This window comes from Streptomyces sp. NPDC002588, from assembly GCF_040295925.1.
Taxonomy (GTDB): Bacteria; Actinomycetota; Actinomycetes; order Streptomycetales; family Streptomycetaceae; genus Streptomyces.
In genome coordinates this window covers 121,272-134,214 of the sequence record NZ_JBEOWF010000011.1, presented here as the reverse complement: position 1 = coordinate 134,214, position 12,943 = coordinate 121,272, and the positions used below count along the sequence as shown (strand labels likewise).

9 protein-coding genes are annotated in these 12,943 nt (G+C 70.7%); 5 read left to right on the top strand and 4 right to left on the bottom strand.

Going from position 1 to position 12,943, the window contains the following annotated elements:
- Positions 1-101: 101 nt before the first annotated feature.
- Both ABT057_RS15055 and ABT057_RS15050 read left to right on the top strand, forming a co-directional pair.
- Positions 102-1,031: a 5'-3' exonuclease gene (locus ABT057_RS15055; protein WP_352343442.1), complete on the top strand. Its 930-nt coding sequence runs from the start codon at positions 102-104 to the stop codon at positions 1,029-1,031.
- A gap of 149 nt (positions 1,032-1,180) precedes the next feature.
- Complete coding sequence (locus ABT057_RS15050) at positions 1,181-2,026, top strand: siderophore-interacting protein (RefSeq protein WP_352343322.1); 846 nt, start codon at positions 1,181-1,183, stop codon at positions 2,024-2,026.
- A 100-nt stretch (positions 2,027-2,126) separates the two neighbouring features.
- Here ABT057_RS15050 and ABT057_RS15045 read toward each other — a convergent pair whose 3' ends face one another.
- The 3 genes from ABT057_RS15045 to ABT057_RS15035 all read right to left on the bottom strand — a co-directional run bounded on the left by ABT057_RS15045 (position 2,127) and on the right by ABT057_RS15035 (position 4,727).
- Positions 2,127-2,903 carry an ABC transporter permease gene (locus ABT057_RS15045; RefSeq protein ID WP_352343320.1) on the bottom strand — a complete coding sequence of 259 codons (777 nt, stop codon included), beginning with the start codon at positions 2,901-2,903 and terminating at the stop codon, positions 2,127-2,129.
- Positions 2,900-3,934, bottom strand: coding sequence for an ABC transporter ATP-binding protein (locus ABT057_RS15040; protein ID WP_352343318.1), 1,035 nt, complete (start codon positions 3,932-3,934; stop codon positions 2,900-2,902). Before ABT057_RS15040 ends, ABT057_RS15045 begins: the two co-directional genes overlap by 4 nt.
- Positions 3,935-4,103: 169 nt before the next feature.
- The gene (locus tag ABT057_RS15035; protein ID WP_352343317.1) at positions 4,104-4,727 is read right to left on the bottom strand and encodes a PadR family transcriptional regulator; all 624 of its coding nucleotides are present in this window, start codon (positions 4,725-4,727) and stop codon (positions 4,104-4,106) included.
- A gap of 223 nt (positions 4,728-4,950) precedes the next feature.
- Here ABT057_RS15035 and ABT057_RS15030 point away from each other — a divergent pair, with 223 nt between their 5' ends.
- Complete coding sequence (locus ABT057_RS15030; protein WP_352343316.1) at positions 4,951-6,549, top strand: amino acid permease; 1,599 nt, start codon at positions 4,951-4,953, stop codon at positions 6,547-6,549.
- Between the two features lie 277 nt (positions 6,550-6,826).
- Here the strand turns inward: ABT057_RS15030 and ABT057_RS15025 are convergent, their stop codons facing one another.
- Complete coding sequence (locus ABT057_RS15025; protein WP_352343315.1) at positions 6,827-8,725, bottom strand: helix-turn-helix domain-containing protein; 1,899 nt, start codon at positions 8,723-8,725, stop codon at positions 6,827-6,829.
- Positions 8,726-9,002: 277 nt separating this feature from the next.
- On the opposite strand from ABT057_RS15025, the gene ABT057_RS15020 reads away from it, so the two are divergent.
- Positions 9,003-10,379 (top strand): NAD(P)/FAD-dependent oxidoreductase, encoded by a 1,377-nt coding sequence (locus ABT057_RS15020; RefSeq protein ID WP_352343314.1) that lies wholly within the window; start codon positions 9,003-9,005, stop codon positions 10,377-10,379.
- A 123-nt stretch (positions 10,380-10,502) separates the two neighbouring features.
- Positions 10,503-12,896 carry a 4-hydroxy-tetrahydrodipicolinate synthase gene (gene dapA / locus ABT057_RS15015; protein WP_352343312.1) on the top strand — a complete coding sequence of 798 codons (2,394 nt, stop codon included), beginning with the start codon at positions 10,503-10,505 and terminating at the stop codon, positions 12,894-12,896.
- Positions 12,897-12,943 lie beyond the last annotated feature (47 nt).

Genomic DNA, 12,943 nt, shown 5'->3' with positions numbered 1-12,943 from the left:
CCGAAGGGCCCTGGCCCGGATGACACGCGTACCTTCTCGATCGGGGTCGGGGAGGGAGCGGTGTCGGCCCCCGCCGGTCACCCGGGGACCTGTGCGGCATGATGCGAGGCGTGACCGGACGACTGATGCTCCTCGACACCGCCTCGCTGTACTTCCGCGCCTATTTCGGCGTCCCGGACTCCGTGAAGGCCCCGGACGGCACCCCGGTGAACGCCGTGCGCGGGCTGCTGGACTTCATCGACCGGCTGGTCAAGGACCACCGGCCGGACGAACTGGTGGCCTGTATGGACGCCGACTGGCGCCCGCAGTGGCGGGTCGACCTGATCCCCTCCTACAAGGCGCACCGCGTCGCCGAGGAGCACGAGACCGGACCGGACGAGGAGGAGGTGCCGGACACCCTCTCGCCGCAGGTGCCGGTCATCGAGGCCGTGCTGGACGCGCTCGGCATCGCACGGGTGGGCGTCGCGGGCTACGAGGCGGACGACGTGATCGGCACGTTCACCGCGCGGGCGAAGGGCCCGGTCGACATCGTCACCGGCGACCGCGACCTCTACCAGTTGGTGGACGACGCGCGCGGGGTGCGGGTGCTCTATCCGCTCAAGGGCGTCGGCACCCTGCAGATGACCGACGAGAGCTGGCTGCGCGAGAAGTACGGCGTCGACGGACGCGGGTACGCCGATCTGGCACTGCTGCGCGGCGACCCCAGCGACGGCCTGCCGGGCGTGCCGGGCATCGGGGAGAAGACCGCGGCCAAGCTGCTGGCCGAGTTCGGCGATCTGGCCGGGATCATGGCGGCGGTCGACGACCCGAAGGCGAAGCTCACGCCGTCCCAGCGGGGGCGGCTGGACGAGGCGCGCCCCTACGTCGCCGTCGCGCCGAAGGTGGTGAAGGTCGCCGACGACGTGCCGCTGCCGGACATGGACACGACTTTGCCCCACGCGCCGCGCGACGGAGCGACACTGGAGGCCCTGGCGGAGCGCTGGGGGCTGGGCGGATCGCTGCAGCGGCTGTTGCTCACACTGAGCACGTAAGCATTGTTTTCGCTTGTCGGAATGACTTTCGCGGTGGCGGAAAGTCATGCTCGTCAAAAGAGGTCGCTCAACCTCTCACAGGGGGAGCATCATCGGGGGCAGGGATGCTAACTTAGGTAAACCTAACCATAGCAAAATGGGAGGCCGCCATGGCAGAACGTCCGGCACGGAAACCCCGTAAGCCCCACTCCGCGCAGGTCGTCCGTACGGAACGGCTGACTCCGCACATGCAGCGGGTGGTGCTCGGCGGTGACGGGCTGGCCGACTTCACGGCGGGCACCTGCACCGACCACTACGTGAAACTCCTCTTCGGCCCCGAAGGCGTGACCTACCCGGAGCCCTTCGACCTGGAGCGGATCCGTGCCGAGTTCCCGCGCGAGCAGTGGCCCGTTACCAGGACCTACACCGTGCGGGGCTGGGACGCCGAACAGCGCGAACTGACCCTGGACTTCGTCATCCACGGCGCCGAGGGCCTCGCCGGGCCGTGGGCGGTGCGCGTGCAACCGGGTGAGACCGTCCGCTTCATGGGCCCCGGCGGCGCCTACGCCCCCGACCAGGAGGCCGACTGGCATCTCCTCGCCGGCGACGAGAGCGCTCTGCCGGCGATAGCCACCGCGCTGGAATCACTGCCCTCCGGCACCCTGGCGCACGCCTTCATCGAGGTCAGCGGCCCCGAGGAGGAGCAGAAGATCGACTCCGACGTGGCGGTCACCTGGCTGCACCGCGGGGAGCGGCCCGTCGGCGAGATGCTCGTCGAGGCCGTCCGCGCGCTGGAGTTCCCCGAGGGCCGCCCGCACGCGTTCGTGCACGGCGAAGCCGCCGCGGTGAAGGAACTGCGCCGACTGCTCCGCGTCGAGCTCGAGATCCCCCGCGAGGACCTGTCGATCTCCGGCTACTGGCGGCTCGGCCACAACGAGGACGGCTGGCAGGCCTCGAAGCGGGAGTGGAACGCACGCGTGGAGGCGGAGCAGGAGGGCTCGGCGCCGGCGGCCTGAGTCCGGCGAAGGCGGCCCGCACTCGTGGCGCGGGCCGCACTCGCGAGACCCCGAGGGGCACACCGACCGTCGATGCGGACCGCCGGGGCCGCCGCGACGCCTACACCGACCGCTGGTACGACCGGAACGTCCGGATCGACAGCCACACCGCGGCCGCCGCCAGCGCGAGCAGCGCCCCGCCGCGGCCGAGCACCACGCCCAGGTCGGGGTGGGCACCGAGCGCCGAACGGCCCGCGACCATCGCCCAGTCGAGCGGGTTGAAGTCCGCCACGTGCCGTATCCACGAGGGCATCCGGGCCGGAGCCATGAAGGCGGAGGACAGGAAGGTCAGCGGCAGCAGCAGGAAGGTGTTGACGCCGATGATCGACTCCCGCTCCCGCACCAGCATGCCCAGCGCGTTGGACAGCGCCCCGAACACCGTGCCCAGCAGGACGGCGGCGGCGATGAGGACCGCGACACCGGTGACACCGCCCGGGTAGTCCGCGCCGCCCAGCAGACCGAGCAGCACGATGACGCCCGACTGCAGGGCGATGACGATGCCGTTGTGCACGACATTGCCGTTCATCAGTGCGGCCCGGCTGGCCGGGGTGGTCAGGAAGCGGTTCAGCGTGCCGCGCTGGATCTCCTCCAGCGTGCCCATGCCCGACCACATGCCGACGCCCAGCGCGCTCATCACGACCACGCCCGGCACCAGGTAGTCCAGGTAGGAGGTCGTCCCGAAACCGCCGAGTTCGACGACGTTCTTGAACGAGCCGCCGAAGAGGAACAGCCAGATCACCGGTTGGACCAGCGTGATCACGGCGTACGCGGGCTGCCGGGCGAACACCATGAGCTGACGCTGCGTCATGAACCAGGTCTGGGTGACGACGGTGTTCATCGGCCGCCTCCGGCGAGGGCGGGGGCCTCGGCGGCACCGGCTCCGGAACCCGCCCCGGCGTCCGCCTCGGCGTAACGGCGGCCCGCGTAGCGCAGGTACACGTCGTCGAGGGAGGGCCGGGCCACGGTCGCGGTGGCGACGGCGACCCCGGCCCGCTCCAGCGCACCCAGCAGGGCCGGCAGGGCGGCGGCCCCGTCGTCGGTGCGGACACTCACCCGGCGCCCGTCGCACAGCACCTCATGGACGCCCGGCAGCGCGCCGAGCGCGCCGTCCAGCAGGGTGCGGCCCGCCTCGCCGAGAGGCGAACGCAGTTCCACGTGCACGGCGTCGCCGCGGAGTTCGCCCTTGAGGGAGTCCGGGGTGCCGGTGACGACGATCCGGCCGCGGTCGACGATGGCGACGCGCTCGGCGAGCCGGTCGGCCTCCTCCAGGTAGTGCGTGGTGAGCAGGATGGTGAGCCCCTCCTCACCGGCCAGCCGGCCCAGCTCGTCCCACATCGCGGTGCGGGCCTCGGGGTCCAGGCCGGTGGTGGGCTCGTCGAGGAAGAGCACCTCCGGCCGGTGCACCAGGCCGAGTGCCACGTCGAGCCGGCGCCGCATACCGCCGGAGTAGCCCTTGACCGGCCGCCGGGCGGCCTCGGTGAGGGTGAACCGGTCGAGCAACTCCGAGACCCTGTGCTCGAGTTCGGCGCCCCTCATGCCGTGGAGGCGGCCTTGCAGGCGGAGGTTCTCGCGGCCGGTGGCGACCGGGTCGGCGCCGGAGTTCTGGGCGACCACGCCGATCGCGCGGCGGACCCGGTCCGGGTGACGCAGCACGTCGTGCCCGGCGACCGTCGCCGAGCCGGAGTCGGGGCGGGCCAGGGTGGTGAGGATCTTGACGGTGGTGGACTTGCCTGCGCCGTTGGGGCCGAGGAGTCCGAAGACGGTACCGGTCTCGACGGTGATGTCCAGGCCGGCCAGGGCGGTGACGCCGCCCTGGTAGGTCTTGATCAGCTGACGCGCCTCCACCGCGGGCGCACGGGTCGTACTCATCACGATGCTGCTCTCCTGTGTGAGCGGAAATGACTGCTGATCCGCCGAAGGAGCACCGGGCTATCCTGGGTGTGCCGCACCTCGATCGCCTGGAGCTGCCTCACGGCGGGTTCAGTTCGGGGTTCGAGACCCCGGCGGGCCTGCTGCAACAGTCCTGCCGGGGTCTTTCTCATGTGGTGAACTCTGCGGGCAGCTCCCCCGTCTCATGGAAAAGGCGCCACCGCTCGACGCCGGGCAGCGAGCCCTTCCTGATCTCCTCGAGGAAACCGCCGACCCACTCGACCTGTGCCTCGATCATGTGCAGTTGGTACTCGACCTCGACGAGAAAGAGCCTCGGCACGGTCTCGGACACCTTCTCGAGGCCGCCCCGGCCGCTCGCCAACTGCACCTCCAGCGAGCTCAGCCGGGTCTCCAACAGCCGCACCACCTCGTCCGGCGGCAGCGCCGCCATCAGCGAGAGCGCCGTCTCGAAGATGGGGTACTCCTTCGCCGGTATGGCGATCAGGTCGGCAAGCCACTCGGTCATCTCCTCGCGCCCGGCCTCGGTGAGGCCGTAGACCGTGCGCTCGGGACGGTTTCCCTGCCGCTCCACACCGGTCACCTCGACGAAGCCGTACTTCTCGAGGTTCTGCACGACCGTGTAGAGCGAGCCGTAGTTGGTCTTGGTGCTGGTGTCCTTCCCCTGACTGCGCAGGGTCTGGGCGATCTCGTACGGATGCATCGGCTTCTGCCAGAGCGTCGTCATCACGGCCAGAGCCAGCGGGTTGCCGAGCTTGCGGCGCTTCCTCGCCATGGCGACCACCTCCCCGTACCGACCTCGCATCCGAATATCCGCGTCCGAACATATCGCGTCCCTCCCGACCCGGTCAATGGATGCGATATAACGCGATCGAGTGAAGCCGGCGAAGGCGTGAGGACTTGGGCCCGCCCCGGACACGACGGCGTGACGCTCCCGAAACAGCCCGTCCCTAATTTCTGTCGCCCGACAGGAATTCGCGCCCAAGGCAGGTGCCGCCGTGACGACCACCTCTCCGTCCGACGTACGTCCCGACCCGCCGCACTCCCCCGCCGCCTCCGACGACGGCTCCCTCGCCGAGTTCGGCTACCGCCAGGAACTGCACCGCAGCCTGGGCAGGTACGCCTCGTTCGCCGCCGGGTTCTCCTTCATCTCCGTACTGACGACCGTCTTCCAGTTCTTCGCCTTCGGGTACGCCTTCGGCGGCCCGGTCTTCTTCTGGGCCTGGCCGGTGGTGCTGGTCGGACAGCTGCTGGTGGCCGCCTGCTTCGCGGAACTGGCCGCGCGCTATCCGATCTCGGGCGCGATCTACCAGTGGTCCTCGCGGCTGTCGACGCCTTCGTTCGGCTGGTTCGCGGGCTGGATCATGGTGATCGGGCAGATCGTGGTGGTCGCGGCGGCCGCGCTGGCGCTGCAGATGGTGCTCCCGGCGATCTGGTCCGGCTTCCAGCTGGTCGGCACCGACCCCTCGCCCGTCTCCCCCGACGGCGCGGCCAACGCGGCACTGCTCGGCGTGATCCTGCTGGTGCTCACGACCCTCGTGAACGTCGTCGACAACCGCGTGATGTCGGTGATCAACCGGGTCGGGGTGACCGCCGAGATCATCGGTGCCGTCCTCATCGTCGTCCTGCTGCTCACCCACTCCGAGCGCACGCCCGGCATCACCTTCCACACCACGGGCGCGGCCCAGTCCGGTCTGTTCGGGGCGCTGGCGGTGGGCTCGTTCACCGCCGCCTACGTGATGATCGGCTTCGACAGCGCGGGCGAGATGAGCGAGGAGACCCACAACCCCCGCCGCACGGCGCCCCGCACGATCCTCACGGCGCTCGGCGCGGCCGGTCTGCTCGGCGGGCTGATCGTGCTCGGCGGACTGCTCGCCGCGCCCAGCCTCACCGACGGGCATCTCGGCGTCGACGGGCTCAGCTACGTCCTCACCAGCAGCCTCGGCGACGGCGTCGGCAAGGCGCTCCTCGCGGACGTCGTGATCGCCATCGCGGTGGCCACGCTCGCCATCCAGACGGCGGCCTGCCGGATGCTGTTCTCCATGGCCCGCGACGGTCAGCTCCCGTTCTCCGCCCGCCTCGCACGCGTGAACCCCCGCACCGGCATGCCGAGCGCCCCGGCCCTGGTCGTCGGCGTCCTCGCGGCGGCCCTCCTGCTGCTCAACTTCGCCTCACCGGACGCCTTCCTGGCCATCGGCACCACCTGCATCGTGATGCTGTACCTGGCGTACGCGATGGTCACAGGCCCGCTCCTGGTCCGCCGGCTGCGCGGCGGCTTCCCCTCGTCGGGCACGGAGTCGTCGGGCACCGAGTCGCCCGGCACGGACGAGACCGGCGCCCCCCTGTTCTCCCTGGGCCGCTGGGGCGTCCCCGTCAACGCCCTCGCGCTGCTCTACGGCCTGCTGATGACGGTCAACCTGGCCTGGCCCCGGGCCGCGGTGTACGACCCGGCGGGCGGGCACTGGTACTTCCAGTGGTTCACCGTGCTGTTCCTGCTGGTCAGCGTGGGTGCCGGAGCCCTGTACCGGTGGCGGAGCGCACAACGCGCGCACTCGGCTGAAAAACCCGCTCCGGCTCTCCCGGAACCGATTCGATAGCCGCCGCGGCCGTGTCCTCCTCGGTCAGCCAGAAGCCGAGGTACTCGTCGAGAGTGATCGACGGCTTCGAGTGCCCGAGGCGGACCTGAACCAACTTCACGTTCTCCCGCTTCGTGATCGGCGTCGTGGCGTAAAGTCCCGAAGACTGTGAAGCGTGCACTTCTTCGGGACACGCACGTCTGTCATGCGGACCATCGTTGTGGGAGCCGGCGCCGTCGGCCTGGCAGCCGCCATCACCGCGCCGCTTCGCCCGCCGGTGACCGGCCCCGGCCCCCCACTACCGACCGTTTTCCCTCATCCAGATCCCAGGAGTCCCTTCATGAGCGCCCCGCGGATCCTCCCGGCGCAGGCGGGGTCTGCCCGCCAGGGTGGTCCACAGGTGGTGCGAGGGGACGTCGTCCTCGGGGAGTCGGGCGATCATGTAGCGGACGCAGCGTTCGATCTTGACCCGCCACAGGCGGGCCGCCTCGTTTCCATCGGCGTTGCACAACGCGTCGTAGACGGCGGTGTCCTCGTCGGCGATGGTGTCACAGGCCTGGCTGTAGTCCATGTCCAGAACCGTGACGAACATGCGCAGGCGGGCCGTGAGGCGTTCGAAGGTGCGGGCCGCCTGCGGGAGGTCCGCGGTACGGGCGAGGGCGTCCTGGAACCACAGGTCGACTTCACGCATGCGGGCGTGATCGCCGTCCCGGGCGGCGGCGTGGACCTCCGCCAGGGCCGCTGAGGCCGGAGCGAGGTGCTCGCGGCCGAGCATGGCGACGCGGCGGATGAGCAGCGTACCGAGGCCGGCGCGCAGGGCGTAGAGATCGAGGACGTCCTTCGGCGTGACGGCGGGGACGGCGGTCGCGCCGTCCGGGAGCAGGTCGAGCATGCCCTCTTCGGCCAGCGCCCGCAGCCCCGCGCGGATGACCCGGCGTGAGAGGCCGAGGCGGACCGCGAGCGGCGCCTCCCGGACGCGGTCGCCAGGCCGGTGAGAACCGGCGAGGAGGGCTTCGCGCAGCAGGCCTACGACGGGGTCGGTGGTGATGGGAGCGCCGGGCGGAGCGTCGGGGGAGGTGATCCGGGGCGTCGTGGGGACGTCCGGGTGGGCGGCCGCGCGCCCGTCGGGGGCGTTCGAGTCGTTGTCAGGGCCGCAGATGGCCGGGATGTCGTACGGCGGGCGCGGAGCGGCGATCCGGGTGAAGGCAGCTGCGGAGGGCGTCCACGTGGTGGACCAGGTCAGCAGGGCCTCGCGCAGGCGGGGCAGGTCGGGTGCGGCCTCGCGAGGGAGCTGGGCGCCGGCGGCGAGGAGGCGCCGGGTCTCGTCGGTCCACGTCGCCGGGGTGGGTGCGCGGTGCCAGCGCAGGCGCGGGGGCGGCAGCCCGGCCGTGTCCGGCCGCTCGGGGGTGCCGCACGCCTCCGCCGGTACGCCGTGCGCCAGCAGGTGCACGAATGTCCCGGCACCCGCTGCCGACGTCACCTGCTCCAGGAACGCGCGCAGAGCCGGGTGGTCCGTCCAGGGCGCGTCCTGCGTGTGCTGCTTGCCCCGCAGCGCTGCGAAGGCGCAGGCCACCGCCAGTACGTGGGATGCCTTCCCGTCCTGGCCGAACAGCCGGCCCGTGGCGGTCGCCGCAGAGGTGCGTACGGCCCCGCCGCCGCCCGCCCGGGCTGTCACGGCGAGCACGCACACCGGCGGGGCCACGAACAGACCGACCATCTCCTCGGCGTGGTCCGGCAGGGACCACGCCCGGCGCGGCCCGACCGTGGCGCGCGCCCCCGGCTGGACGCGGTGAGTCCGCCAGATCCGGCTCACCGTGCTCTGGCTCAGGCCGGTCTCGGCCGCCATGGAACGGGTCGACCAGATCTGCCTCGCACCAGCCGGTGGCGGGGCGAGTGTGCGGCCGAGGACGTGCGCCACGGTGTCGTCGTCGGCAGCGGGAGGCCGGCCGGGACGGGGTTGCTCGTCCAGGCCGTCCAGCCGTTCGGCGAGGAAGCGTGCGCGCCACTTGCCGACCATGTCGCGCGAGATACCGAGGCGTTGGGCCACGGCGGTATTGGTGGGCTCGTCCGCGCACGCCAGCACGATCTGCGCACGCAGGGCCCGCGCCTGTGAGCAGGAGCGGCTGCGGGTCCTGAGCAGCAACGCGGCCCGTTCGTCCTCGGTGAGGATCACGGCGTTGCGGGGACGGCCGGCCATGACGGCAACCGTAGCCGAATTTCTGAATCAGAGGTGCCCCGGCATCCGCGGGACAGCGGGGGTGTTGTTGGCGGCCCGTGGCCCTCACATACTTCGCTGGCACCGGGTGCCGCGCTCCCGGGAGCCCGCGCCGATGACGCTCGCCGGGCAGCACGCACGACGGCTGAAAGACATCAACCCCGACCTGGACCGGACCTGCCCCCACCTGGGCCAGGTCCGGGAACCGCTCCCAGAGGTTGTGATGACCGCAGACGCAGGGAACAGACTGAAAGACGTAGTGATCGTCGGAGGCGGCATCGCGGGACTGGCCGCGGGCTGGCGGCTGCGGCACTGGGACACGCTCCTGCTCGAGTCGGAGGGACGGGTCGGTGGACGCATCCGATCGGAGCGCCGCGGACCGTACTGGCTCAACTGGGGCGGGCACGTCTACGCCGGCGGGAACTCCGCCACGTCCTGGCTCCTCGGCGACACCGGCATCGATTCGACCCCGGTGACGGGATCGCTGGCCGGGCTGGCCATGAACGGCAAGCTGCTCCTCAAGGGCCGGGTGGAGAGTTACCCGTTCCGGATCCCCATGCCGTGGTCCGCCCGCGTCGGGATGGTGAAGGCCGGTGCCAAGGTCGCGCTGGCCGTCACCCGATACGCCAGGATCGTCCAGCGGCGGCCCGGCGAGGACGAAGCCACCCGACAGCAGCGGGTCTACGACTTCATGAACGACCGCACCTTCGCCGATTTCGTCGGCGACCTGCCCGAAGACGCCGAAGCACTGTTCAAGCCCACGGTGACCCGGTCAGCCGCCGACATGGACCAGCTCTCCGCCGGTGCCGGCGTCGGCTATTTCAGCCTGGTCTGGAGCGTCGGTGGCGGCCTCTCCCAAAGCATCCTCGGCGGGCCGTCCACCCTCACCGAGAGCATCGCCGCAGCCCTGTCGGACCGGGTGCGGTTGAACGCGGCCGTCGACGAGATCGTCCAGAAGAAGGACTCGGTCGTCGTCCGTTACCGGCAGGACGGAGCCGAGAAGGAGGTCGAGGCGCGCTGCGTGGTCCTGGCCACTCCCGCGACCGTCAGCCACCGGGTCGCGGTCGATCTCGACCGCGACGTCCGGGAGGCCCTGTCGAAGATCGTCTACGGCCCGTACGTGAGCGCGGCGTTCCTCACCGACGAGACCGAGCGTCAGGTCTGGGACGACGCCTACGCCATCGCGACGCCGAAGCGGTCCTTCAACGTCGCGCTGAACCTCTCGAACATCGCGCGCGGTCTCGAGCCGGAACGCCGGCCCGGCAGCAGCCTCATGGTCTTCTCGCCCGGCAGTCTGGCGCGCACGCTCCTCGAACTCGACGATGACGAGATCCGCCGGACCTACCTCGACGAGCTCGGCCAGGTCCTGCCGGGCTTCGCCGACAAGGTCGTCGAAGCCGAGGTCCAGCGCTGGCCCACAGGCGCGCCCTACTGCTTCCCCGGTCGTGGGCAGCTGCAGCAGACGCTGACTCGCCGCACCGGCCGGGTGCTCCTGGCCGGTGACTACCTCGGCACCCTCTACACCGAGACCGCGATCCAGACCGGCCTGTCCGCCGCGCAGGAGGCCCGGAGCCTGCTGGCCACCGACCGGCAGGCCACCCGGCACGGCCTGGCGCCGGTGGACGCGGTCACGTAGATCCGCCGCCCCGTCCGGAGCCCCGACTGCTCCGGTGCGGCAAACCCATGAGCCTGGCATCCGCGCCCCCGGCCGATACCTGCCCACAGCTTTACCTGAGGGTTCACCTGAGGAGACTCGAGAATGTCGTCACAGCTGAGCGGTGTCCTGACCGCACTTGCCTCACCGTTCACGTCGGACGGGGAGATCGACGAGAAAACACTGCGCCGCCTGGTCGACCGCAGCGTCGACGGCGGGGTCGACGGCGTCGTCGCCTGCGGATCCACCGGTGAGTTCGCGGCGATGAGCGGCGCGGAACGGCGCAGGGTGGTCGAGACCGTTGTCGACCAGGTGGCCGGACGTGTCCCGGTCATCGCGCAGACCGGCGCGTTGAGCACCAAGGAGGCGGTCGAACTGTCCCTCCACGCGCAGGCCGCCGGAGCTTCGGTCCTGATGGTGGTCGCCCCGTACTACGAGCCGCTCACTCTCGACGAAACGCTGCGCTACCTGCGCACCGTCGCCGACGCCGTGGACATTCCGATCATGCTCTACAACCTGCCCGGGGCCACCGGTGTCAATCTCTCGCCGGACACCGTCGGACGGCTCGCCCGCGAGGTCGAGAACATCCGGTACATCAAGGACACCAGCGCGGACATGGCTCAGGCCGGGCAGCTGATCCAGCGCCACGGCGACGTCATCTCCACCTTCGTCGGCTGGGACAGCCTTCTCCTGACCGCGATCTCCGAGGGCGCCGCCGGTGTCATGGCAGGGACCGCGAACGTGATGCCGGCCGAACTCGTCTCGATCCACCGTGCCTTGCGCGACGGCGAACTCGAACGCGCGCGATCCGAGTGGGCACGGATCTACCCGCTGATGGACGCGATCATGACCGCTCCGTTCATTCCGGCGGTCAAGGCAGCCCTGGGGGCAGCCGGATTCCCCGTCGGAAGCCCCCGTGAGCCGGTACTCGGCCTCGACGCCGCCACAACGGCCAGGATCTCCTCCCTGGTCAAGGAGCTTCCACAGCTGTCGGCAGCCTCCGGCCTCACGACAGCCACGGCTGCACACGCAGCGGGCGCGCCGCCTCTGATCTCCGCTGCCGACCTCCCTCCGGCCCGGCATTTCGTCGACGGGACGTTCATCGACGGATCGCCCGAGCGCGTCATCGACGTGGTCGACCCGAGCACGGAAAGCGTCATCGCCCGGATTCCCGAGGGAACCCCCGAGGACATCGACCGAGCGGTCGCCGCTGCGGTCGCGGCCAAGGAGCAGTGGGCTCGGCGGGTCCCCAAGGACCGCTCGGAAGTGCTGCACGCCATCGCCGACCGGGTGGCCGAGAACACCGACCTCCTCGTCAGGCTGGAGTCGGCCAACACCGGTAAGCCGCTCGCGGTGTCACGGGACGACGTCGACGGCACCATCGACACCTTCCGCTTCATGGCCGGTGCGTTGCGCGCGACCACGTCCATGGCCGCCGGCGACTACGCCGAGGACCACCTGTCTGTCATTCTGCGTGAGCCGCTCGGGGTGATCGGCGTGATCACCCCCTGGAACTATCCCCTGCTCATGGCGGCCTGGAAGATCGCGCCCATTCTCGCCGCCGGCAACACCCTGGTCATCAAGCCGTCCGAGCAGACCCCGCTGACCACGCTGAAGTTCATCGAACTCGTGGCCGATCTCCTGCCGCGCGGTGTGGTGAACGTGGTGACCGGTTACGGCGCGGTTGCCGGCGCCCGGCTCGCCGAGCACCCGGACGTGGACATGATCGCCCTGACCGGTTCGGTCGCCAGCGGCCGTGCCGTCGCCCGGGCCGCTGCCGACACCCTCAAGCGGGTGCACCTCGAACTCGGCGGCAAGGCCCCGGTCGTGATCTTCCCGGACGCCGATCTCGCCGCTGCCGCATCGTCGCTGCGCGTCGCCGGCTTCTGGAACTCGGGCCAGGAATGCGGGGCCGCGTGCCGCGTACTCGTCCACGAATCGGTCGCCGGGCAGTTCGTCGAGCAGCTCGTCGACGAGGTCCGGGCCCTGGTCGTCGGTGAGCCGCAGGCCGGAGAGGACGTCGAGGTCGGCCCCATGGTCTCGAAGGCGCACTTCGACCGTGTCAGGGGGTACTTGGAGCGGGCGAAGAACGAAGGCGTCCGAGCGGCGACCGGAGGCGGGGCCATCGACAGGCCCGGTTACTTCGTGGCCCCGACCGTGCTGGTCGACGTACCCGAAGGGGCCGAAGTCACGCGCGAGGAGATCTTCGGCCCCGTGGTCACGGTCGAGACCTTCAGCGACGAGGAGGAGGCGGTACGGCGGGCCAACGACGTGCCTCTCGGTCTGTCGGCATCGGTGTGGACCGAGAACGCCCGCCGCAGTCACGACATCGCCGCGCGGCTCGACTTCGGAACCGTCTGGGTCAACTCACATCTGGTGCTGGCCGGCGAAGTCCCCTGGGGCGGATTCAAGGGATCCGGCTACGGCCGGGACCTGTCGATCTACGCGCTGCAGGACTACTCGCGCACCAAGCACGTCATGCACAACCATGGGCGCTGACCCCGTCCTTCCAGAGGATGCGTGGAGGTTTGCGCAGAGTTGGTTTC

Excerpts from the sequence above, each read along its gene's own strand:
- ABT057_RS15055 (WP_352343442.1), top strand. The coding sequence starts at position 102 with ATGCGAGGCGTGACCGGACGACTGATGCTCCTCGACACCGCCTCGCTG.
- ABT057_RS15050 (WP_352343322.1), top strand. The coding sequence starts at position 1,181 with ATGGCAGAACGTCCGGCACGGAAACCCCGTAAGCCCCACTCCGCGCAG.
- ABT057_RS15045 (WP_352343320.1), bottom strand. The coding sequence starts at position 2,903 with ATGAACACCGTCGTCACCCAGACCTGGTTCATGACGCAGCGTCAGCTC.
- ABT057_RS15040 (WP_352343318.1), bottom strand. The coding sequence starts at position 3,934 with ATGAGTACGACCCGTGCGCCCGCGGTGGAGGCGCGTCAGCTGATCAAG.
- ABT057_RS15035 (WP_352343317.1), bottom strand. The coding sequence starts at position 4,727 with ATGGCGAGGAAGCGCCGCAAGCTCGGCAACCCGCTGGCTCTGGCCGTG.
- ABT057_RS15025 (WP_352343315.1), bottom strand. The coding sequence starts at position 8,725 with ATGGCCGGCCGTCCCCGCAACGCCGTGATCCTCACCGAGGACGAACGG.
- dapA (WP_352343312.1), top strand. The coding sequence starts at position 10,503 with ATGTCGTCACAGCTGAGCGGTGTCCTGACCGCACTTGCCTCACCGTTC.